Consider the following 21,453-nt stretch of genomic DNA (forward strand, 5'->3'; position numbering starts at 1 on the left):
CGATGACCGACCACTCACAGCTCACGCAGTCCGACCACGAGAGTATCGACCGGGAGAAGGCCCGGCGCGCGACGCGCCTCCTCCTCGAAGCGCTCGGCGAGGACCCCGACCGGCCCGGCCTCGAAGACACCTGGGAGCGTCGCGTTCCCGACGCCTTTGCGACGCTCACCGACGGCAATCGCGCCGAGGCGAAACCGACGATGCGCACCTTCGACGCCGACTCCGAGGACCTCGTCGTGAAGACCGGCATCCCGTTCTACTCGCTCTGCGAGCACCACCTCCTCCCTTTCCACGGGACGGCCCACATCGCCTATCGGCCCGGCGAGGAAGTCGTCGGCCTCTCGAAACTCGCGCGGTACGTCCGCTGGCAGTCTCGCCAACTCACCATGCAGGAGCGCCTCACCAACGACATCGCGTCCGGCCTCGCAGACGAACTGGATGCGCCCACGGTACTTGTCGAAATGAACGCCACTCACCTCTGCGAAGCGATGCGCGGTATCGAGACTGAGAGCACGACCACGACACGGACGACGGTCGGCGACCCGACCGACGTCGAGCGCGAGCAGTTCCACGCAGCGGTTGCTCGCGCGGAGGGCCAGCAATGAGCGACGCGACACGCGCCGTCGTCCTCGCCTCCGGGGGGATGGACTCGGCGACGGCCGCCGCTGTCGCCCAAGAACGGGGGTACGACCTCTACCTGCTTCACACGAGCTACGGCCAACGTACCGAGAACAAGGAGTACGAGTGCGCGAAGGCGCAGGCTGAGCACTTCGACGCGGCGGACTTCCTCCACCTCACCACCGACCATCTCTCGAAGATCGGTGGCTCCTCGCTCACGGACGCGGAGATGGACGTCGAGGAAGCGGACTTGGAGAGCGACGAAGTTCCGACCTCGTACGTGCCGTTCCGGAACGCGAACCTCCTCTCGATGGCGACTTCCTACGCCGAAGCGAACGACTGCGACGCCGTCTTCATGGGCGCGCACTCCGAGGACTTCTCGGGGTATCCGGACTGCCGCCCCGAATTCTTCGACGCCTTCCAGCAGGTCGTCGACGTCGGCACCAAGGACGACACCCAGATCAACGTCGAGGCTCCCTTTACCGAGTGGTCGAAGACCGATATCGCCCGGAAGGGAACCGAACTCGACGTCCCCTACGAACTCACGTGGAGTTGCTACCGCGACGACGAACCCGCGTGTGGCACCTGCGATGCCTGCGCCTTCCGCCTCCAGGCCTTCCAGAATATCGGCGTCCGTGACCCAATCGAGTACGCCGAGAGACCTGATTATACTGAGGGGTAACGGTAACGCCCTTGACGGCCGGTGTGACCGGCGAGGGAGTACTTACAGGCCGTACTGCTCGCGCACGAGCCCATCGATCCCGCGGTCGGCGAGGAGTTCCATCGGGACGAGCATGTCGAGTTGGACGACGCCGGGGAGGCGGCCGATCTGAACGCCGCCGGTGAACGTACATCGGGCGCGGATCTCGCCCTCTCTCATGTCGAGCAGCGTGGACGCGCGGTCGAAGGCGTTCTGCGTGGCGGCGTTCACCGTCGCGCCGGAGCCGACCACCTGAAGCGGCCCCATCTCGGTCGTCACGTCGACATCGTGCTCGGCGCCGAGATCGAGTCCCGCCTCGCGCTCCGCGTCGCCGTACGGCTTACTGATGAAGGGGAGGTCCGCCTCGTTGGGGAGGACGATCGGCCCGTCGAGTTCGAGCCCCTCGATTACCTCCACGTCCATCGTGACGGTCCCGCTGACGTCGGTCGTGTGCAACGAGAGCTCGCCGTCACCCTGGTTCGCGTGCAGGTCGCCGACGTAGAGCCCCGCACCGTCGACGTCCACCGGGCAGATGAGCGTCGCTCCCGCACGGACTTCCGGGATGTCCATGTGACCATCGGTGCGCTCCTCGAGATCCGCCTCGGTGTTCACGCCGTAGTCGTGCTCCGCCCCGATGAGGTTCTGTCCGAAGTCGCCAGCGTTGTGCGAGTCGGGCATCGTGACCGACGGCGTCGTACCGATGTTGCCGATAAACGGTCGGAGGCGCCCTAGCGTCCCCGGCATCCCGTCCGGTTCGTACAACAGGATCGGATGCTGTCGGGCGTTCTCGGGGATGTCCATCACCTCCGCGGCGTTCAACGCGAGCTCGTGAGCCCCGTCCGCGTCGAGCGTGATGCCGACGGCGTTCTCGTGGTCGAACGCGACGGTGTAGCCGTACTCGAAGCCGAACGAGGAGGCGTTGGCGCCGCACTCCGCACACCGGATCGCGTCCTCACCCGTCCCCTCGACGATCGAGTCGGGCCACGCGGTGCCACACTCCGGACAGCGGTGGTCGACGAACGGGTCGTCCTGGAACGCGCCCGCGCGCTCGGCCATCGAACCCGTGCTCGTCGCCATGCTCGTCACCTCGACGTCGCGGACGTGGACCGCGACGGCGTCGCCGACTTCGGCACCCTCGACGCGGATCGGACGCGTCACCTCGTGGCCGCCGCGAAAGGAGGGCGTGATCATCGGGCCCCAACAGCCCGGCGGCGTGTACGTGGTGATCGTCCCGCCGTCGGTGACCGTCCCCGCCCACTCCTGATCCGGTCCGACGAGACCCAGCGTGTACTGATCGACGTAGAGCTCTTCGCGCGGCTCGTGCTGAGACATCTCATACCAACCTTCGTCGCAGTTTCGCATAAAGACGCCGCCCGCCGTGAGCGAGAACTCGCCCTCCGCGACGTCCGTCACACGCCCGTAGCGGCGTCGGCGAGCGCCGTACCGGCACCGAACGCCGAGAGGACGGCGAGGAGGCCGAGGCTGAGGAGCGCGTAGTTCGCGATCGGGTTCGCGGCCGTCACGATATCGTACGTGTAGCGCCGACCGTTCCACGGGGCGAAGGGGCGAACGCCGGCGGGCGTGAGCGCGTCGGCGGCGATGTGTGCGAAGATCGAACTCGCGGCGACGACGAACCCGAAGCTCCCGAGGCCGACCGCGGCCGGCACACTCCACCGGGCTCCGACGACGACCCCGACGAGGAGGCCGACGCTCCCGACGACGGCGGCAAACCAGACGGTGTGCGTCGGCCCACGATGCGTGACGGTGGGGATCCGCTGATCGTAATCCGGGACCGTCGTCAGGGCGAGCGTGGCGAGCGCGCCGACGAACACGAGCGTCTCGAACCCGAGCGCCGCCACGGCGAACGCGATCGGCGCGTACGCGAGGAGCGCGGCGCCGTAGTGACCGTACCGGTACACGGTGGTTCGATCAACGCGCCACCGCCGGATAACGGTCCGGGCCGGGCCGCTCGCCGAGGACGCGACGGCGGTGTGCGATCGATGACTCCGCACCCGACGCACCCGGTGCTCTCGGCGTCGATTCGACCCGCCGGTGCTCGAAGCACCCCGATCCGGCCGCCAGCGCCCCTGTCACGACACGACGGGGCGGGAGACGATCCAGAGCGAGAGGACGGTGTAGGCGACCATCAGCGCGACGAGCGGACCGTGTGCCCGCCACGCTCGCGTTCGGTCGTCGTACCGCCGCAGCGTCGCGTAGTGGGCGGCGACGACCGCGACGACGTGACCGACGACGATGATGACGACCTCGAACCCCCAGTAGGTCGGGACGGAGAGCCACGCGAGCGGCGCGAAGGCGACATCGAGGCCGATCCCGGCGAGCGCCAACTCGGCGACGCGTGCCGCCGACGTGACGACGGCCGTGCTGTAGTGTGCGACCTCGTAGACGACGACGATCGGGAGGACGCTGGGCGCGATGCGCCGCGCGGTCGCGACGACGTCGTGACCGCCGCCGAGTCGGTCGACGAGGACGGCGGTGAGCGCGAACGCCGCGAGGAAGCCAGTGAAGCCGGCGAGGTAGAGTGCGATCTCGGTGGCCGTGTACGAGATGCCGAGCAGTCCGTGCGCTCCGACGAGCAGCGCTTGGAACTGCGGGGTGCTGGTGAAGCCGTCGAAGCTGATCGTGTAGACGGTGGCGACGACGAACGCGACGCGGCCGAGCGATGCCACCGGCCGCGCGCAGGCCGCCCACGGCGCGCGGAGCGTCGCCCCGAGTCGGGAGTCGCGTCGGTGCACGGCGATCGGTGCGACGCGACCGAGGAGGGCGAGGAAGACCCCGACCGGGTCGGCGTGCTCGCGCCACGTCGGACCGACGACGAGGAGGCCGGCGAGCATCCAGAGGGTGTAGGCCGCGAGGAGCGCCGCCGTCTTCGACGGCGACTCCGGGACCACGGTGAGGTTCTCCAGCACGCCGACGAGCAGGAGGAATCCGGCGAGCGCGGGCCAGCCGCCGAGCCACGCGACGTCCCGCTCACGGAGCGCCACCGCTCGCCCTTCGAGCCGGCAGAGCCAGTCGTAGAGGGCGTTCCACGGCGCGAGGACGCGCCACGGCGAGCCGACGAGCGCCGCGACGAGCGCGAGCCCGTGGACGGCGAGCACCCACGTCACGAGCGTGGCGACGTTCGCGGCGCGGATCTGGCGGCCGACGAACCCCCGATAGAGCACGACCGCGAACCCCGCGACCGCGAGCAGTTGGACGCCCGCGACGAGCGCACGCGTCGCCCGCCGCCCGAGCACGGCGTGCGTCCGCTCGTCCGCGGTCGGATCCGAGACGAGGCGCGCGGACGCCGCGGCGGTCACGAGGACCGTCACGCCCGCACCCGCGTAGAGATAGCCGAGCGGGATCGGCGCTGCGAACCGCGACGCCTGGATCTGGTGCGCGCTCACCGTCCCGGCAGTCACGAGGAGGGACACGACCGCCCAGACGGCCCGGCGGAGTGCGCGTCCCCTCATACGTCGAAGGCGTCCTCGGCGAGTCGGGCGAAGCGGCCGCCGCGTCGGTCGGCGACGCGCGACGTGATCCGGGCGCGTTGGTCAGTCATCGCGGATCCCCCCAGAGTGTGCACCGTCATCTCACTCCCCCGTTCGGGGATCGTCTACTAATGTGGTCTCATCATCGACCGTGGTCCGCCCGACCGTCCGTGTGCCGTCGACGGCGGCGTGCTCGCGGCGCTCGTCGTGCGGGCGAGCTACGAGGTGTCGGTGTCGTCGGAGAGCGCGACGACGCGACCGTCACCGTACATCACGAGGATCTCGTCGCGGCCGTCGCCGTCGATGTCGAAGAGCGTCGGCTCCGCCCAGACGGCGACGTCCCGGCTGTACGACGCTTGTACGTCCCCCGTTCGCGGGGACAGCACGTAGACGGTGCCGCCGTTGGTGACGGCGACGATCTCCGATGCGCCGTCGCCGTCCACGTCGCCCGCGACGGGCGGCGGCAGCACGTCCGCGTCCGTCGAGAGCGTCGTTCGCCACTCGGTCGCACCCGTGCTGACGTTCAACGCGGCGACGACGTCGCCGCCGCCGCCGACGTAGACTTCGGGCGTTCCGTCGCCGTCCCCGTCCTCGACGTGACCGAGTGACGGCCGCGTCCAGTTCGTGCGCTGCCAGCGTCGAGCGCCGTCCGCGTCGAACGCGGTGATCGTCGACCCGCCGGACGCGACGACGACGCTCTGTCCGTCGAGGCGGCCGGCGGCGAGCCACGTCCCGCGGGTCGGTCGCTGCCAGACGACGCGACCGGTCGCGTCGAAGACGGTGAGGTTCTCGTTCGATCCGACGGCGATAGTCGGCCCGGAGACGCTCGGGACGTCGATCCGCTTCGGCGTGGCGAGAACGGTCTCGTCGATGTCGTATCGCCACGCGACGCTCCCGTTCGCGGTGGTCGCGAACACCGACCCCCGGAAGTCGGGCTGGACGACGAGACGCCGCGGTTCGGTGAGGACGACGGGGCCGGCGTACCCGAACGACGTGAGGTTCTGCGTCCACTGGGTCTCCCCGGTGTCGGCGTCGTAGACGTACAGGCGTTCCTCGGTCGTCGGCACGAGCACGTCCGCGCGCCCGTCGCCGGTCGCGTCGGCGACCACCGGATCGCCGATCCCGTGGATCGCGCACCGATCCGGATCGATCGCGCGCTGCCAGCGGATCCCGCCGCTCGCGTTCAGCATCGTCACCGCACAGCGCGCGTCCTCCCCCGCGACGGAACTCACCGGTGCGACGACGTCGACGCGGTCGTCGGCCGCGGCGGCGGTGACCGGATGGTGGTTCACCTGATTCGACCGCGGCGTATCCGAGACCCAGTCGACGGACAGCCCGCCGGAAGAGCCCGTGAAGAGGCCGACGCCGACGACGCCACCGAGGGCGAGTAACACCACGACGGCGGCGACGGCCGTCCGAGTTCGCATCACTGGCACTTCGATCGAACACCGTTAAACGCTGTCGGGAGCGCGGCGCGTTCGATCCGCGGACCACGTCACGTGTCCGCCCCGACGACCGCCGCACGGGGCGATCGAGCGCGCGGTTCGACTTAGAGGAGGTCGTCGAGTATCTTCGACTGCGCCGCGACGAGATGCTCGCTGAACGTCGTCGGTCCGATTCCGAGCGCCGCCGCGACCTCGGTCGCGTTCGCGCGCCGCGGCCGCTCGAAATACCCCATCTCGTAGGCGGTTTCGAGGACTTCGAGTTGCCGGTCGGTCAGCCGACCCGCGTCGACGAAGACGTCGTCGCCGGACGTGCTCTCGGCGGGCGAGCGGACGAACCGCTCGATGTCCATGCTGGGGAACCGCTCGCGGAGGTCGGCGACGACGTCCCGGAGCCGGTCGTAATCCTCGGCGTAGAACGTGAGTCTCGGCACGCCCGCGCGGACCTCGTGGCGGACGACCGGGCAGCCGAGTTCGCAGAGCCGCCGCCGGGGACAGTCCACGTCGGCGTCGACGTCGAGCCGGTAGCGAATCGTCTCACCGTGTTCGAAGATCGGCACCGGCACCGGGTCCGGGTCCGCGTTTGGGGCGTCAGCGAGCGAGTCCGGCGCCGTTCCCGTAGAGAACTCGAGCACGCGTACGCGAGACGGGGGATCGGTGTCGGCTCGCCGCTCGGCCACCGCGATCGAGGAGAGGGTCGCCGCGGCTCGATTCGAGAGCGTGCCGAGCGGACAGACGTCCGCGTCGAGGAACGAGACGGTAGTCCGGATCCCGGACGGCATAGCCGTGGGCGACCCTTCGACGCGGGGGTACTTGAACGTGAAGCACCCGACCCGGCGCGGGCGGGGTCGACGGCGCTCAGTGATCGCGCTCGACGATGATCTCGCGGCCGGAGAGGGTCTCCGCGACGAGTCGGTAGAGGTTGATGTCGAGATCGCGCTTCTCCTCGCCCCAGATCTCGAAGAGCGGGCGTTTGGCCTCGCCGTACTGTTCGATGTGCTCGACGGAGAGGTCGTCTCGATCGATCTCCTGAAGCTGGCCCTGTGCGACGACGCTCCGGTACGTATCCGCCTCCTCCTCGTAGACGACGAGGCGTGCCGCCGGGGCGGACGCGAGGAACTGACGCTTCTCGCTCTCCGGAGAGGAGACCAAGCGGAGGTAGAAGGTTCGCTCGTCCGGGTCGTAGCCGTACGAGATCGGGATCGCGTAGGGATCGTCGTCGCGGGCGAGGGAGATCACGCCGGTCTCGTGACGCCCCAATATCGCGTCCGTCTCGTCGGGTGATAGTTCGGTCTGCGTGTTCAGGGCCATCGGCTCGTATCCGGTCAAAGCACGAGGTGCAATGAATATTACTCTGTCCATCCGTCTCGGCACGCGCCGAACGGTGACAGGGCGCGTCCCGACGGTACAGGGGAGACTATGCGAACGCCGAGCGAGAGACGGACGCACCGCAGATAACACACCCTCTGTCGAGGAGCGCGTCCTTCATCGAGGCGTTCACGTCGAGCGACTCGCCGCACTCGGGACAGACGAAGGTGTATTCGGCTTCCTCTTCGCTACCCATCGTAGAGAGTGGATCGTCGTATCACAATAAATATCCCCCTCTTATTTCGACAGCGCGAGAACGGCGCGCGACGGGGCGGGTCCGGCGCCGTATATAAACCACCCCACTATTGGGACTGTCAATTGTTTCTCCTCCCGTCGATACGTCTGAGTATGATTCAGCTCTCGGAGACGGTGTCGCGCGCGGGTGGGGAATCCGACGACGGCGCGACGGTCGTCGACTGCCCGGAGACGGTGCAATCACTCCTCGCGGCGCTCAACGCCGACGACGGGCACGCGATCCTCGACGCGACCGACGAGCGCGCTCGCTCGGCGAGCGAGATCTCGGAGGCGTGCGACATCCCGCTCTCGACGACCTATCGGAAGCTCAGTCTCTTCACGGAGGCCGGACTGCTGGAGGAGCGGACTCGGGCGCGATGCGGACGCAAGCCGGTCAACGAATACCGACGGTTAGTGGACGACATCGAACTCGACATCGAAGCGGACGGGGAGATCCGAGTTCGCGTCTCACACCGTGAGCGCTCGGAGGGCGGGGCGCCCGTCGAACCGGTGCCGCGCTGACGCGCGTCGGATACGGCGGGCTCAGGCGTGGCCGGTCGAAGCGCGCTTCTCGGGGATGAAACACCGGTAGAGGAGCCCCGCGATGAGGGCGACGTTGAGGAACGTGAGCACGACGACCGGATCGGGGTTTTTCGCGAGATAGACCGCGGTGGGGACGAACGCCAACAGCACCAGTGCGGTCAGCCAGTGGAGCGGAACGTCGGCCATAGACGTCAGTCCCTCGCCGATCGGGTAAGGGCTGTCGGGTGTTCCAATCAGGATAGAAACTCCCGATGGGATAAGTGGGCGGTCATCTGACTCGCACACATGGGAGCGTCACGACCGCTCGCCGCGACGGCGACGTCACCGAGACAGGGGTCGCCACCGACCCGTGAGCACGGTGTCTGACCGACGGTACAGCCGGCGGCGGTTCCTCCGCGACACGACCGCCGTCGCCGCGGCCCTGAGCGCGAGCACCGGGGTTTCGGCGGCCGCGTCCAGCCCGAGCTACGACGGATGGTTCACGGGCGACGCGAGAGGCGCCGAAACGAAAAACTACGACGGAACGACGGTCGACAAGACCGGTCAGGATTCGGTCACGATCGAGGTCGGCGCACAGGGCAACGGCGGCTCCTACGCCTACGCCCCGCCCGCCGTCCGGATCTCGCCGGGCACTGAAGTGACCTTCGAGTGGGTGTCGAACACCCACGACATCCAGATCGAGTCGGCCCCCTCGGGGGCGAGCTGGGAGGGCGTCGACTCCATCGAGAACGAGGGGTACACCCACTCGCACACCTTCGAGACCGCCGGCGTCTACAAGTACTACTGCACGCCTCACCTCTCGCTCGGGATGAAGGGTGCCATCGTCGTCGGTGGGAGCGGCGGCGGTGGCAGTAGCGGCGGTCGCAACGCGAGCGCGGATTGGGGCGACTGGTTCACCGACTCCGCGAGGGGCGGCGCCGTCGGGAACTACGACGGGACGACGGTCGACAAGACCGGTCAGGATTCGGTTACGGTCGAAGTCGGCGCACAGGGCAACGGGGGCTCCTACGCTTACGCCCCGCCGGCGCTGAAGATATCGCCGGGCACCGAGGTAACCTTCGAGTGGGTGTCGAACACCCACGACATCCAGATCGAGTCGGCCCCCTCGGGGGCGAGCTGGGAGGGCGTCGACTCCATCAAGAACGAGGGGTACACTCACTCGCACACCTTCGAGACGAGCGGGACGTACACGTACTACTGTACGCCCCACCTCTCGATGGGGATGAAGGGTGGGATCTTCGTCACCGGCAACAGCGGTGGCGGCGGTGGCGGTGGTGGCGGCGGCGTCATCCCGGACCTCAACTGGTGGAACATCGCGTGGATCGCCGGTCCCTCGGCCGTCGCGATCCCGTCCATCGTCGCGTACCTCCTCTGGGACTACCACCGCGCCGGCGCGTTCGACGGCGTCCTCGATCGCGGACCGTCGGAAGCGCCCCCGGAGACCACGGAGGCACCGCCGGCGTCGCCCGAGCGCGAGCTCGATCACGACGAGTACGATCCGTGGGGGACGGCGACGTTGCTCGGCGTCTACTTCGTCATCATCTCGGTCGCGTGGGCGCTGATGTACTTCGTCGAATTCCTCGGAAACGGCCCACACATCTTCGGCTAACACAATGGAGATACACCGCCTCGAAAAGATCTGGCTCGCCGTATCGCTCGTGTTCATCGTCGCGCTCGTCGCCTCTATCGTCTACGGCGTCGCCGGCATGGGCGTCGGCACCGTCGGCGACACCGGACAGCAACTCGACCCGAACGGGCTCGATCAGACGCGGTTCGCCGACCCCGGCGGCCACTGGGTGGACGACGATCACTACGTCGTGAACGTCGTCGCCCGCCAGTTCCTCTTCCAGCCGGGCACCCAGGAGCCGATCATGGTGCCCGCGAACACCACCGTGACGTTCTACGTCACGAGCCCCGACGTCGTCCACGGGTTCGACGTCGTCGGCACGCATCTGAACGCCATGGTCATCCCCGGACAGGAAACCAAACTCACCACCGAGTTCGACGAGCCGAAGTCGTACGGGATCGTCTGTCACGAGTACTGCGGCGCCGGCCACCAGAGCATGGCCGGCCAGCTCATCGTCGTCCCGGCCGACGAGCTCCCGAAGAACGGGAGCGCCGCGTCGGGGAACGCCACGGCGACCAACGCGACCGCCGACGCGGCGAACGCGAGCGCGGCCGTCGCGGCACCGGAGGTGTCGGCATGAACGCCGTCCGCGCCGCCCGGCAGAGTCGCGTGCGCTCGGGGGGTGAGCGCGCGTGACGTACATCGACGACTTCCCCGGTGAGGCGCGCGTCGTCCGCGCGGCGTTCGCCATCGCCTTCGCCTCCATCGGGCTCGGCGGGGCGCTCGGCGTCCTGCAGGCGCTCTTCCGCACGGGCTACAGTCGCTCGCTCTTCTCGGCGGTCGACTACTACTCCATCCTCACCGCACACGGGGTGTTGATGGCTCTCGTCTTCACGACGTTCTTCATCGTCGGACTCTTCACGTGGGGCGTCACGCGCAGCCTCGATACGGGCTTTCGCGATCTGCGCTTCACGTGGGGCTGGCTCGGCCTCATGACGCTCGGCACCGTGCTGGCGTTCGTCTCGGTCCTCGGCGGGATCGTCGGCTGGATCCCGACGCACGCCGCCGTCCTCTACACGTTCTACGCGCCCCTGGAGGCGAGCCCGACGTTCTACCTCGGCCTCGCGCTCCTCATCGTCGGCTCGTGGGGCGCGGGCGTCGACTACGTCCTCGCACTCCGCGAGTGGCGCGCGGACAACCCCGACGAGCGCATCCCCTTACAGACGTTCATGGCTGTGGCGACGATGCTGCTCTGGTTCGTCTGCACGCTCGGCGTCGCCGTCGAGGTCGTCGTCTTCCTCCTGCCGTGGTCGCTCGGGCTCATCCCCCGCGTCGACCCGCTCCTGACGCGGACGCTCTTCTGGTACTTCGGGCACGCCGTCGTCTACTTCTGGCTGCTGCCCGCGTACTTCGTCTGGTACACCATCTTCCCGAAGCTCTCGGGCGGCCGGCTCTTCAGTGACCCGCTCGCGCGCGTCGTCTTCGTGCTCTTCCTCGTGTTGAGCACGCCGGTCGGCGTCCACCACCAGTACGGTGACCCCGGCCTCTCGCAGGGCCTGAAGTTCGTGCAGATGACGAGCACGTACTTCATCCTCCTGCCGAGCCTCCTCACCGCGTTCACGGTCGTCGCGAGCATGGAGCACGGCGCCCGCCAGCGCGGCGGCAAAGGCCTCGTCAAGTGGCTGCGCGCGCTCCCGTGGGAGAAGCCGTCCTTCTCGGGCATCGCGCTCGCCGGCCTCGCGTTCGCCGCGAGCGGGTTCGGGGGGATGGTGAACGCCGGGCTGAACGTGAACGCCCTCGTCCACAACACGATGTGGGTGCCCGGCCACTTCCACCTCACCGTCGGGACCGCCGTCGCGCTGACGTTCATGGCGATCACCTACTGGCTGCTCCCGCAGCTCAGCGGCAAGCGTCTGCGGCTGCGGACGCTCGCCGCCGTCCAGCCCTACCTCTGGTTCGTCGGCATGGTGTTCATGTCGAACGCGATGCACCGCGTCGGCCTCGCGGGCGTCCCGCGGCGCACCTCCGAACCACAGTACGAGCAGGTGATCTTCAACACGCCGATCGCGACCATCGGCGAGCTCCACTTGCAGACCGTCGGCGGGGCCTTCCTCCTGTTCGCCTCGCTGCTGTGTTTCCTCGCGGTCGTCGTCTCGACGTGGCTCGGCGACCGCGGCGCCGAACCCCTCGCCGTCAACGGGCACATTCCCGAGGCCCTCTCCGGCCCGGAGCACGGCCCGAGCATCCTCGATAACTTCCGCGTCTGGGTCGTCCTCACGTTCCTGCTGTTGCTCATCGCGTACGGCCCGCCGCTCGCGGCGATGGTACAGAACGGCCTGTTCGCACCCGGAAGCGCCCCCATCCCAGCCTAACCCATGACGGAACACGCATCCACCCCGAGCGACGACGCGGACGACGCCGAGACGGAGAGCGACGTCTGGAGTCGCCGCTCGTTCGTCCGCTACTTCGCACCGATCAGCATCGCCATCCCGATCGTCGTCGAGACGGAGACCCTCGTCGGTCTCCTGCAGAACGACTTCGGCGAGGACAGCTCGTGGACGCAACCGACCGGCGTCTCGGTGGGTATCGGCGGCGACCTCCGCCCCGACCTCGACACGCGGCAGAAGCTGCAGAACGCGGTGCTCGAATCGGTCGAAGACGGCCGCCGCCTCCGGCTCGTGGTCGCCGTCCGCAACACCGCCGACGCGCCCTACCGCCTCGAACTCGGCGCCGTCACCACCGAGGGCGGCGACACCGTCGAGGGCGGCTACACCACCGACCCCGTCGCACCGGACGAGACGGCGACCTTCACCGCAGAGTACGCCCTCCCGGCGGACGCGTCGCCCGCGAGCGTCGAGACCACCGTCACGATCGGCAACCAGCCCTCGCGGAAGACCGTCCAGCTCGCGCCCGTCCCGACCCAGTAATCCCCGATGTCCGACCAGACGCACTGCACGCTCTGCGACCTCCCGACGCCCGACCCCCCCGTCACCGCCGACGGCGTCGAGGGTGCGTTCTGTTGTCGGGGCTGCCTCGAAGTCGCGCGCACTCTCGACGACGCGGCCGTCGCGGACGCGGATCCCGAGGACGTCCGCGCGGCGGTCCGCGAGAGCGCGAACGACGACGACGCGGCGAGCGAGGTCCCCGACGGCGCCGAGACGGCCTATTTCTCGGTTGAGGGCATGCACTGCGCGACGTGCGAGGCGTTCCTCGAAAGCCGCGCGGCCGACGCCGACGGCGTCCACGAGGCCGCCGCGAGCTACGCGAACGACGCGCTGAAGGTCGTCTACGACCCCGAGGCGAGCGAGCGCGAGGAGATCGCGGACGCGTTCTCGGGTTACGGGTACCGGGTCGCCGATCCCGACGCCGACGCCGAGCGGACGGAGACGCTCACCACGGGCGTGCGCCTGCTCGCCGGCGGCTTCTTCGGCATGATGGTGATGCTCTGGTACGTCGTCTTCCTCTACCCGCTCTACCTCGGCGGCGACCCGCTCGTTCCATTCTTCGACCCGCGCGGCGTCGGCGGCCAGTACCTCTTCTGGAACGTCGCCGTCCTCTCGGGTGCCGCGACGGCGTTCGCGGGCTATCCCATCTTCCGCGGGGCGCTCGTCAGCCTGCGCGCACGCCGTCCGAACATGGACCTCCTCGTCGCCCTCGCCGCGGGCGCCGCCTTCGTCTACAGCCTCGCGGTGCTCGTCCTCGGCGGCGTCGAGGTGTACTTCGACATCCCGGTGGTCATCACCCTCGCCGTCACCGCGGGCGAACACTGGGAGACGAAGGTGAAATCGCGGGCGAGCGCGGGCCTCGCCGAGCTGACGGCCGACAGCGTCGACACCGCCACGGTCGTCACCGCGGACGGGACCGAGGAGCGCGCGCTCGACGACGTCGAAGTCGGCGACCGCGTCGTCGTGTCGACGGGCGAGCGAGTGCCGCTCGACGGGACGATCGCGGACGGCGACGGCGCGGTCGACGAGTCGCTCCTCACCGGGGAGTCGAACCCCCGCGAGGTCGACCCCGGTGACGACGTCGTCGGCGGGAGCGTCCTCGTCGCCGGTGGGGTGACCGTCGCGGTCACGGAGACGGAGAGCACGATGGACCGCATCGTCGCGACCCTCTGGGAGGCACAGAGCACGCACGGCGGCGTTCAACACCTCGCCGACCGAATCGCGGGCGTCTTCGTGCCCGCGGTCCTCGCGCTCGCCGGCCTCGCGTTCGTCGCGTACCTCGTCCTCGGCTCCGCCGTCGACACCGCCGTCCTCACCGCGCTCACCGTCCTCGTCGTCTCCTGTCCGTGCGCGCTCGGGCTCGCGACGCCGCTCGCCGTCTCCAACGGGATCCGAAGCGCCCTCGCGCGCGGCGTGGTCGTCACGGGCCCCACGGTGTTCGAGCGGGGCGGCGACGTCGACGTCGTCGCCTTCGACAAGACGGGGACGCTCACTACCGGGGACATGCGCGTTCGCGACGTCGTCGGTGACGAGGAGGCCCTCGACGCGGCGGCGGCGCTCGAACGGTACGCCGACCACCCGGTCGCCGGCGCCGTCTGCGCGTACGCGGACACGGCGGACGACCACACCGTCGCGGACGTCGAACGCCACGCAACGGGGGTCAGCGGGACGGTCGACGGCGAGCGCGTCCTCGTCGGCCGACCGGCGCTCTTCGAGTCCGAGGGGTGGACGCTTCCGAACGCCCTCGCCGCCCGCGCGACCCGCGGTGACGCGAACGGACTCGTGCCGATCGTCGTCGGGACGGGGGGCGTCGCACGCGCCATCGCCGTCGCGGGCGACGAGCCCCGAACGGAGTGGACGGCGGTCGTCGACGACCTCGCGGCGACGCACCGCGTCATCGTCCTCACGGGCGACGAGAGCGCCGCCGCGGATCGGTTCCGCGACCATCCGGGAGTCGACGAGGTGTTCGCTGGCGTCCCCCCGGAGGGGAAGACCTCGGTCGTCGATCGCCTGCGAACGGACGGGACGGTGGCGATGGTCGGCGACGGGACGAACGACGCGCCCGCGCTCGCCGCCGCCGACCTCGGCGTGGCGATCGGGGACGGCACCGCGATGGCCGTCGACGCCGCGGACGCCGTCATCACGAGCGACAGCCTCGACGCCCTCCCCGCCCTCTTCGGCGTGGCGCGCGCGACGCGCCGGCGGACCCGCGAAAACCTCGCGTGGGCGTTCTGCTACAACGCGCTCGCGGTGCCGCTCGCGCTCGTCGGACTGCTCAATCCGCTCGTCGCCGCGGCCGCGATGGGAACGAGCAGCCTCCTCGTCGTCGCAAACAGCGCGCGCGCCCTCTCCACGGAGTCCAGGAGCGTGGGCGACACGCTGCGCGGCCGCGTGAAGGCGGCACTCGCCCGCGTCGGCGGGGCGACGACGCCCCCGTCCTGACGCTTCGTCTCGCTCGCGGCTACGGACGGTACACTCGCCTCGCCCGCTGCTCCCGTCACCCGCATCGTGGCGAATCGAACTGTGCCGTCTGGAGCGTCGGAAACACGCCCGAGTCATCCTGAGAAGGTTTATACGGCAGGGAGTGGTACAGTGTGTCATGAATCTGGATGGGTTCGCTCTCGCTGCAACAACGAACGACCTCAGTCGGGAGGCCGACGCGCGGGCGGTAGCGGACGTACTCGAGTTCCGAATGGACAGCGCCGAGGACCCGATCGGCCAACTGTCCGATTACGACGGCGACCTCCCGATCCTCGCGACGAACCGGGCGAAGTGGTTCGGCGGCGAAGCGACCGACACGGGCCGACTCGATCGGCTGTCGGCGGCGTCCCGATTCGAGTCCGTCGAGCTCGTCGACATCGAGTTGGAGACCGCGCGCGGAACGGGCTGGGTCCTCGACGAGTTCAGGGAGAACGACGTCGACCTCGTCGTCTCACACCACGACTTCGATGCGACGCCGGAGCAGGACGTCCTCGACGCGATCATCGAACAGTGCGCGCAGTACGGGGACATCGCCAAGGTCGCGACGTACCCGCAGCGTAACGACGACGTCCTGCGTCTCCTGAAGGCGATCAACGACGCGTCGAACGACGGGCGAGACGTCGCTGGCATCTCGATGGGCGGACTGGGCAGTCACAGTCGCGTCGTCGCCCCGCTCTACGGCTCGAAACTCGGCTACGCGCCGCTCGCGGAGGACACGAGCGAGTACGCACCGGGACAGATCCCCGTTCGGAAACTCGCGGCCCTCATCGAGGCGCTCCAGATCGCACGCGAGGACGTCACGGAACTGGACTCGCTCACCGAGAAGCTCGCCGAACGGGAGACGCCCGCGTGACCGCTCTCCCGAAGCGGTAACCGCTCGGCGTCAGGAAACGCCGCGAGCCGGCCTGTCGACGCCGATAGATCCGCATCGGACACCGGGGCGCTTAAGCCAGTCCCTCCGTATCAGCCCACAATGCCTGATCGCCTCTGCCAGACGGTGAGCGCCGATGAGTGAGACCCGCGAGCCGACCACGTACACGATCCGGCTCGAACTGGTCGACGAACCCGGCGAGCTCCTCCGGGCGCTCCGGCCCATCGGCGAGAAGGGTGGGAACCTCCTCTCGATCTTCCACGAGCGCGGCGACAAGACCCCGCGCGGGCACATCCCCGTCGAGGTCGACCTCGAAGCCACGCCCGAGCGCTACGAGGCGATCGTCGACGAACTCCGAACCGAGGGCATCAACGTCATCCAGGCCGGGACGGAACGCTACAGCGAGTCCCTCACCGTTCTCCTCTCCGGCGACTTGGTCGACACCGGTCTCTCGGAGACGCTCACGCGGATCCGCGAGAACACGAACAGCACCATCTCCGACTTCGAACTCTCCGCCCCGCAGGGATCGAGCGACATCTCCAGCGGCCGCCTCCGCCTCGGGATCGAGGAGGGCGAGACGGGGCACACGCTCTCGGTGATCCGGGAGATCGCGGACGAGAAGGACCTGCAAGTCGTCGAGCCGCTCTACGAGGGCGGCGTATGAGGCTCGCGATCGTCGGCACCGGCGCGGTCGGTGCGTCGGTCGCGGAGCTGGCCGCCGAGTACGGCCACACCGTCACCGCGCTGGCGGATTCGCGCAGCGCGGTCACGGACGCCGCCGGTATCGACGTCGAGTCCGCCCTCGCCCGCAAGCGCGACGAGGGACGCGTCGGGAGCGGCGATCCGGAGGACGCCCTGAACGGAGCGTACGACTGTCTCGTGGAGGCGACGCCGACGACGCTCGGCGACGCGCGACCCGCGTACGACCACGTTCGCGCCGCCTTCGAGCGCGACCGGGACGTCGTCCTCGCGAACAAGGGACCGGTCGCGGAACGCTACGCGGACGTCCGGGCGCTGGAGCGCGAGAGCGAGGGGCGCCTCCGCTTCGAGGCCACGGTCGGCGGTGCGATGCCGGTCCTCTCGACGATCGAGGACTGCGGCCCGGCGCACGTGACCGGCATCCGGGGCGTGCTGAACGGGACGGCGAACTTCGTGCTCTCGCGGATGGCCGTCGAGGGCCTCGACTACGAGCACGTCCTCGCGGAGGCGCAGGACCTCGGCGTCGCGGAGGCAGACCCGTCCTTCGACGTGGAGGGGACCGACGCGGCGCTGAAGTGCGTCATCGTCGCGAACGTACTCGCGCGGGGCGAACGCGAGTACACGCTCGCGGACGCGGACGTGGAGGGAATCGTCGACGTATCGAGTAACGCGCTTCGGCTGGCGAGCGGAGACGGTCGGACGGTGCGCCTCATCGGCGAGGTCGTGGACGGGTCGGTCCGCGTCGCCCCGCGGACCGTCCCGACGAACTCCCCGCTCGCCGTCTCGGGCACCGAGAACGTCGTCCAGATCGGGACGACGGACGCCGGCCGACTGAACGTCTCGGGTCGCGGCACCGGCGGCCCGGAGACCGCGTCCGCAGTGCTCGCCGACGTTCGCCGACTCGAGTCGACCGCCCGCGACTGACGCTCCACGCGAGGGGCGTCGACGCCACGTCGAGCCCGCAGCGGAGGGTTTTCGCTACTCAGCTGGGAGCCGTGATAGACGTCCGTTGCGGACGGGGCGCCAACCGGCACCATGGACTAGTCATCGAAATAAACACTTTTTACTGATTAATTCACACGTAGACACATGGCAGTTCATAACAATCGAGGAAAGAGCGGATGTTCCGCCACGCTTCCCGATGTCGTCCCATTTGAACTGTCTCATCTGACCCGACAGAGTTGGGAGTTGGGCACGTCCTCCATTCGAGATGAGCAAGCGACGCGTCTCGGCAGATGGCGCTCTCAAGATGAGCAGTGGCGGTTGTCGATCTTCGAGGTTACGAGCGAGACCTCACTGATCCGCGTCCAGACACCGGTCGGCCGCGAACAATTTTACGGTGCACTTCAGTCGGAGCTCCAATCCGCCGTTCGAACCCTCGATACACACCCCTCTTGGGAACGGATTAAGTGAGCATACATATAGGCATTCGACAGAGCTGCCCTCTACCCGCCATTGATCTTGATAACGGTCTCGTCAACCGCGATCTTTGACGGCTTCGCCTAGACATCAAAACTAACGACCTGCTCATTTCTCAAATTGGCTTAGCCAGACAGTGCCGTTTGGCGCCGTTGACAGAATCTTAACAGTGATGAATATTGTGAGAATACAACAATATACTTTGGTGTGTAGCTGAGTCGTATCGGTGTGTTGTCCAGACACGATGGCACCGATCTGACGGCTTGATTCCGTGAGATACGGCGATAAACGCGATTACGGGGCAACTGGGGGGGCGGTGTTTAGTTAAGGCTGAAAAGTGAGGCGTGGTGATTTTGTGCTGGTCTATGGCAGAAATCACCCGCCTCAGCGGTCGTAGCGACTGGATCGAGTTGGATTTTGTGGAGCGAGAGCGGACACCGAGTGAGCTGATGGAGCTCAGTATTCGACTCCATCTGTCGGGACTCTCACTTTCGAATACCGTCTCAGAACTTGAGAAGTTCGGTGTCGAACGGTCACGGAAGGCCGTGCACGACTGGGTGCAGAAGGCCGATCTACAGCCCGCCAGCGACGCGAGTCCGGATCACGTCGCGCTCGACGAGACGGTGATCCGAATCAACGGCCAGCAGTTCTGGCTGTACGCCGCTGTCGATCCCGAAACAAACAGATTCCTGCATATACGGCTGTTTACGACGACTACGACGGCATTAACGCAGCAGTTCCTTCGGGAGGTTCGTGAGAAACACGACGTCTCCGACACCGTATTTCTCGTCGATCACGCCCAGCATCTAGCGGCTGCACTGCATCGAGCTGAACTCCGATTTCAAACCGTTCGTCATGGAAATCGGAACGCCATCGAACGTATATTTCGAGAAATAAAACGACGTACTTCATCGTTTAGCAATAGTTTCAGCCACGTCGATCCGGAGACCGCCGAAACGTGGTTGCAAGCCTTCGCCGTCTGGTGGAATTCGCTTAACTAAACACGATGCCAACAATATTGAATAGCTTTAACATTACTATAATAACCGAACATCTGACCAATAGATTGATAAAACCACACTCATCAAGGAGACGCTAAACGAGTAGTCCCCGGAATAGCTATGTTCTACGCTCCGAGCATAGCGATGTGTCATGGTGATACGGACGATAAGGCGGCTACGCCACGGAAGACAGGGTATCTGCACTGGCGGAACGGCTTTGTAGTATCGCACCAAGATAGAGCACTTAAGCGGTCTATGGTCAGCCGCCGTCGATAGTTAGGACCAACACTGAGAACTACACTATGTCTGTCTCGAACCCTATATGACTACATAGTACCATAATTCCCCAGAAATATATTAAAGCTCCCATTTATGACTTTTTCTTGATTTCGTTATTATACCACACTATCAGGTCTTTCGGTCGCCGACGTAGACCGTCCCATCCTCAACAACGGTGTTCCACGTGGGGAGGATGATGTCACTATCCGCGAGGTGCTCACCGCTGTCGAGGTCGTACGACCATCCGTGCCACGGGCACGAGACGATGCACTCCTCATCGGTATAGGATTTGTCAACGCGCTTGCCGGGTTCCTCGAACTCACCGACGAGTTTACGTTGCGTCTCGCCTTCGCAGACCGGTCCGCCGTCGTGCATGCAGTAGTTCCGGAGCGCGTAGTACTCGCCCTCGACGTGGAGCACACCGACCTCGACACCGTCCACATCGACGAACGCTCGGTCTCCGTCCTCGAACTCGTCTGCGGAGCCGACTTCCACCAAGTCGCTGCTCACAGGCCGAACACCTCCACCGCGTTCCCGGAGAGGATCTGCTTTTTCTCGTCCTCGTCCAGGAACGGCAGGTCGAGCACGGTGGTCGGTCGGTCGTAGTCCCAGTGCGGGTAGTCCGAGGCGAACATCAGGCTGTCCGCGCCCACCATCTCCACGCACTTCCCGAGGTATTCGGGATCAGCCGAGACCTCGAGGGGCTGGGTGCCGTAGTAGAAGTCCGTGATGTACTCGCCAGGCTTCTTCTCGAGGAGTGGCGCCTCCTCCGGGCGCTTGAGGTACTCCTCGTCGAGGCGAGTGATGAGCCCCGGGAGGTAGGTGACGCCGGATTCCATAAACGTGATATCGAGGTCGGGAAACTTTTCGGGAACACCCTGACAGACGAGGCTGACGATCTGGGACATATTCGATTCGAGGAAGCCGAGCGTGTGCGTTTCGATCATCTCCTCGTAGCCTCCACGCACGTACTCGTCGAGGCCGGCGCCGCCCGTGTGGAAGACGGCGGCGAGATCCATGTCCTCGCAGCGCTCGTAGAGCGGATCGTACTTGCGGTTGCCGAGCGGCGGGGTCGCGCCCGCGGTGACGAAGCACGCGCCGACGTACTCCTCGCGGTCCTCGATCATGTCGAAGATTTCGAGCGAGGCGTCGACGTCGTAGTACGGAATGGGGGCGAGGCCGTGAATCCCGTCGTCAGGGTCGAGGACTTCCTCGCTCATGTACTCGACGTACGCCTTCGCGAAGGCGGCCTGTCGCTCGTCGTCGGCGGTGGTGCCGGCGCCGGCGAGGATGAGGTGGGAGATGAGGAGGGTGTCGTCGACGCCGATGGACGCCATCCCCTCGCGGATGCGCTCCGGCGTCTCCGGGTCGTCGGGGTAGGAGGAGTGTTCGCGCGTGATCTTCCCGTAGGCTTGCCGGTCGCCCGTGGAGAACGGGAAGAAGGAGCTGAGGTTCTGCTTCGCGCCCTTCTCGTCGAAGTTCGAGCCCTCGAAGCGCGTCTTCCACGGCTCTTCGAAGTACTCGGCGACGTTCTCGAAGGACTCCATGTAGTGACAGTCGCAGTCGACCACGTGGTACTCCGCGAGTTCGTCCAGGCGCCTCGACTCGCTGTCTACCTGTGACATACCCAGTCATCTATCATTGTAGATAATAAAACCTCGTATTACCGGCCGAAAGAGCATATACCGGCCGATTAGCCGGGACGTTCGCCATCACGGGATAGACGATAGCGGGCCGGATTCGGACCTCAGCTGTCGTTTTACGTCGATATGTCCGTAAATACGGAGACGGCTGCCAC

At 67.2% G+C, this 21,453-nt stretch carries 22 protein-coding genes; 12 read left to right on the plus strand and 10 right to left on the minus strand.

The genetic code is table 11. The features are described from left to right. Nucleotides 1-2 precede the first annotated feature (2 nt). Both folE and queC read left to right on the plus strand, forming a co-directional pair. Nucleotides 3-605, plus strand: coding sequence for a GTP cyclohydrolase I (folE, locus tag IEX91_RS12110; protein WP_188879242.1), 603 nt, complete (start codon nucleotides 3-5; stop codon nucleotides 603-605). Further along, the gene (gene queC, locus IEX91_RS12115) at nucleotides 602-1,300 is read left to right on the plus strand and encodes a 7-cyano-7-deazaguanine synthase QueC (RefSeq protein ID WP_188879243.1); all 699 of its coding nucleotides are present in this window, start codon (nucleotides 602-604) and stop codon (nucleotides 1,298-1,300) included. The genes folE and queC overlap by 4 nt, the downstream gene beginning before the upstream one ends. Before the next feature lie 42 nt (nucleotides 1,301-1,342). On the opposite strand, the gene IEX91_RS12120 is transcribed toward queC, so the two are convergent. The 7 genes from IEX91_RS12120 to IEX91_RS12150 all read right to left on the minus strand — a co-directional run bounded on the left by IEX91_RS12120 (nucleotide 1,343) and on the right by IEX91_RS12150 (nucleotide 7,812). Continuing rightward, nucleotides 1,343-2,650, minus strand: a complete 1,308-nt coding sequence (locus IEX91_RS12120; RefSeq protein WP_188879244.1) for an acetamidase/formamidase family protein — start codon at nucleotides 2,648-2,650, stop codon at nucleotides 1,343-1,345. Between the two features lie 77 nt (nucleotides 2,651-2,727). Beyond that, entirely contained in the window at nucleotides 2,728-3,237 is a 510-nt protein-coding gene (locus tag IEX91_RS12125) for a metal-dependent hydrolase (RefSeq protein WP_188879245.1), read from the minus strand. Nucleotides 3,238-3,408: 171 nt separating this feature from the next. Continuing rightward, nucleotides 3,409-4,788, minus strand: coding sequence for a hypothetical protein (locus IEX91_RS12130; RefSeq protein ID WP_188879246.1), 1,380 nt, complete (start codon nucleotides 4,786-4,788; stop codon nucleotides 3,409-3,411). A 236-nt stretch (nucleotides 4,789-5,024) separates the two neighbouring features. Next, nucleotides 5,025-6,233, minus strand: a complete 1,209-nt coding sequence (locus IEX91_RS12135; protein WP_188879247.1) for an outer membrane protein assembly factor BamB family protein — start codon at nucleotides 6,231-6,233, stop codon at nucleotides 5,025-5,027. 122 nt (nucleotides 6,234-6,355) lie between these two features. After that, entirely contained in the window at nucleotides 6,356-7,030 is a 675-nt protein-coding gene (locus IEX91_RS12140) for a helix-turn-helix domain-containing protein (RefSeq protein ID WP_188879248.1), read from the minus strand. Between the two features lie 76 nt (nucleotides 7,031-7,106). Beyond that, nucleotides 7,107-7,559, minus strand: coding sequence for a pyridoxamine 5'-phosphate oxidase family protein (locus IEX91_RS12145; protein WP_188879249.1), 453 nt, complete (start codon nucleotides 7,557-7,559; stop codon nucleotides 7,107-7,109). Nucleotides 7,560-7,665: 106 nt separating this feature from the next. Continuing rightward, nucleotides 7,666-7,812: a DUF7560 family zinc ribbon protein gene (locus tag IEX91_RS12150; RefSeq protein WP_188879250.1), complete on the minus strand. Its 147-nt coding sequence runs from the start codon at nucleotides 7,810-7,812 to the stop codon at nucleotides 7,666-7,668. A gap of 152 nt (nucleotides 7,813-7,964) precedes the next feature. On the opposite strand from IEX91_RS12150, the gene IEX91_RS12155 reads away from it, so the two are divergent. Continuing rightward, on the plus strand, nucleotides 7,965-8,372 hold the full coding sequence (locus tag IEX91_RS12155; protein ID WP_188879252.1) for a winged helix-turn-helix domain-containing protein: 408 nt from the start codon (nucleotides 7,965-7,967) through the stop codon (nucleotides 8,370-8,372). Between the two features lie 21 nt (nucleotides 8,373-8,393). Here IEX91_RS12155 and IEX91_RS12160 read toward each other — a convergent pair whose 3' ends face one another. Continuing rightward, nucleotides 8,394-8,579: a hypothetical protein gene (locus IEX91_RS12160; RefSeq protein ID WP_188879253.1), complete on the minus strand. Its 186-nt coding sequence runs from the start codon at nucleotides 8,577-8,579 to the stop codon at nucleotides 8,394-8,396. A gap of 163 nt (nucleotides 8,580-8,742) precedes the next feature. Here IEX91_RS12160 and IEX91_RS12165 point away from each other — a divergent pair, with 163 nt between their 5' ends. From IEX91_RS12165 to IEX91_RS12205, 9 genes are all read left to right on the plus strand, one after another. Beyond that, on the plus strand, nucleotides 8,743-10,002 hold the full coding sequence (locus tag IEX91_RS12165; protein WP_188879254.1) for a halocyanin domain-containing protein: 1,260 nt from the start codon (nucleotides 8,743-8,745) through the stop codon (nucleotides 10,000-10,002). 4 nt (nucleotides 10,003-10,006) lie between these two features. Beyond that, nucleotides 10,007-10,600, plus strand: a complete 594-nt coding sequence (locus IEX91_RS12170) for a cytochrome c oxidase subunit II (protein ID WP_188879255.1) — start codon at nucleotides 10,007-10,009, stop codon at nucleotides 10,598-10,600. A 52-nt stretch (nucleotides 10,601-10,652) separates the two neighbouring features. Beyond that, nucleotides 10,653-12,332, plus strand: a complete 1,680-nt coding sequence (locus tag IEX91_RS12175) for a b(o/a)3-type cytochrome-c oxidase subunit 1 (RefSeq protein WP_188879256.1) — start codon at nucleotides 10,653-10,655, stop codon at nucleotides 12,330-12,332. Between the two features lie 3 nt (nucleotides 12,333-12,335). Beyond that, on the plus strand, nucleotides 12,336-12,887 hold the full coding sequence (locus tag IEX91_RS12180) for a hypothetical protein (RefSeq protein WP_188879257.1): 552 nt from the start codon (nucleotides 12,336-12,338) through the stop codon (nucleotides 12,885-12,887). 6 nt (nucleotides 12,888-12,893) lie between these two features. Beyond that, the gene (locus IEX91_RS12185; protein ID WP_188879258.1) at nucleotides 12,894-15,347 is read left to right on the plus strand and encodes a heavy metal translocating P-type ATPase; all 2,454 of its coding nucleotides are present in this window, start codon (nucleotides 12,894-12,896) and stop codon (nucleotides 15,345-15,347) included. A gap of 157 nt (nucleotides 15,348-15,504) precedes the next feature. Next, nucleotides 15,505-16,239 carry a type I 3-dehydroquinate dehydratase gene (locus IEX91_RS12190; protein WP_188879259.1) on the plus strand — a complete coding sequence of 245 codons (735 nt, stop codon included), beginning with the start codon at nucleotides 15,505-15,507 and terminating at the stop codon, nucleotides 16,237-16,239. 154 nt (nucleotides 16,240-16,393) lie between these two features. Then, the gene (locus IEX91_RS12195) at nucleotides 16,394-16,921 is read left to right on the plus strand and encodes an amino acid-binding protein (RefSeq protein ID WP_188879260.1); all 528 of its coding nucleotides are present in this window, start codon (nucleotides 16,394-16,396) and stop codon (nucleotides 16,919-16,921) included. Beyond that, the gene (locus IEX91_RS12200; protein ID WP_188879261.1) at nucleotides 16,918-17,880 is read left to right on the plus strand and encodes a homoserine dehydrogenase; all 963 of its coding nucleotides are present in this window, start codon (nucleotides 16,918-16,920) and stop codon (nucleotides 17,878-17,880) included. Before IEX91_RS12195 ends, IEX91_RS12200 begins: the two co-directional genes overlap by 4 nt. Before the next feature lie 860 nt (nucleotides 17,881-18,740). Further along, the gene (locus IEX91_RS12205) at nucleotides 18,741-19,376 is read left to right on the plus strand and encodes an IS6 family transposase (protein ID WP_188879262.1); all 636 of its coding nucleotides are present in this window, start codon (nucleotides 18,741-18,743) and stop codon (nucleotides 19,374-19,376) included. Nucleotides 19,377-19,784: 408 nt separating this feature from the next. Here IEX91_RS12205 and IEX91_RS12210 read toward each other — a convergent pair whose 3' ends face one another. Next, nucleotides 19,785-20,165 carry a Rieske (2Fe-2S) protein gene (locus tag IEX91_RS12210; protein ID WP_188879263.1) on the minus strand — a complete coding sequence of 127 codons (381 nt, stop codon included), beginning with the start codon at nucleotides 20,163-20,165 and terminating at the stop codon, nucleotides 19,785-19,787. Next, nucleotides 20,162-21,280 (minus strand): amidohydrolase family protein, encoded by a 1,119-nt coding sequence (locus tag IEX91_RS12215; RefSeq protein WP_188879264.1) that lies wholly within the window; start codon nucleotides 21,278-21,280, stop codon nucleotides 20,162-20,164. Before IEX91_RS12215 ends, IEX91_RS12210 begins: the two co-directional genes overlap by 4 nt. Between the last annotated feature and the right edge of the window lie 173 nt (nucleotides 21,281-21,453).

Source organism: Halarchaeum nitratireducens (genome assembly GCF_014647155.1).
Taxonomy (GTDB): Archaea; Halobacteriota; Halobacteria; order Halobacteriales; family Halobacteriaceae; genus Halarchaeum; species Halarchaeum nitratireducens.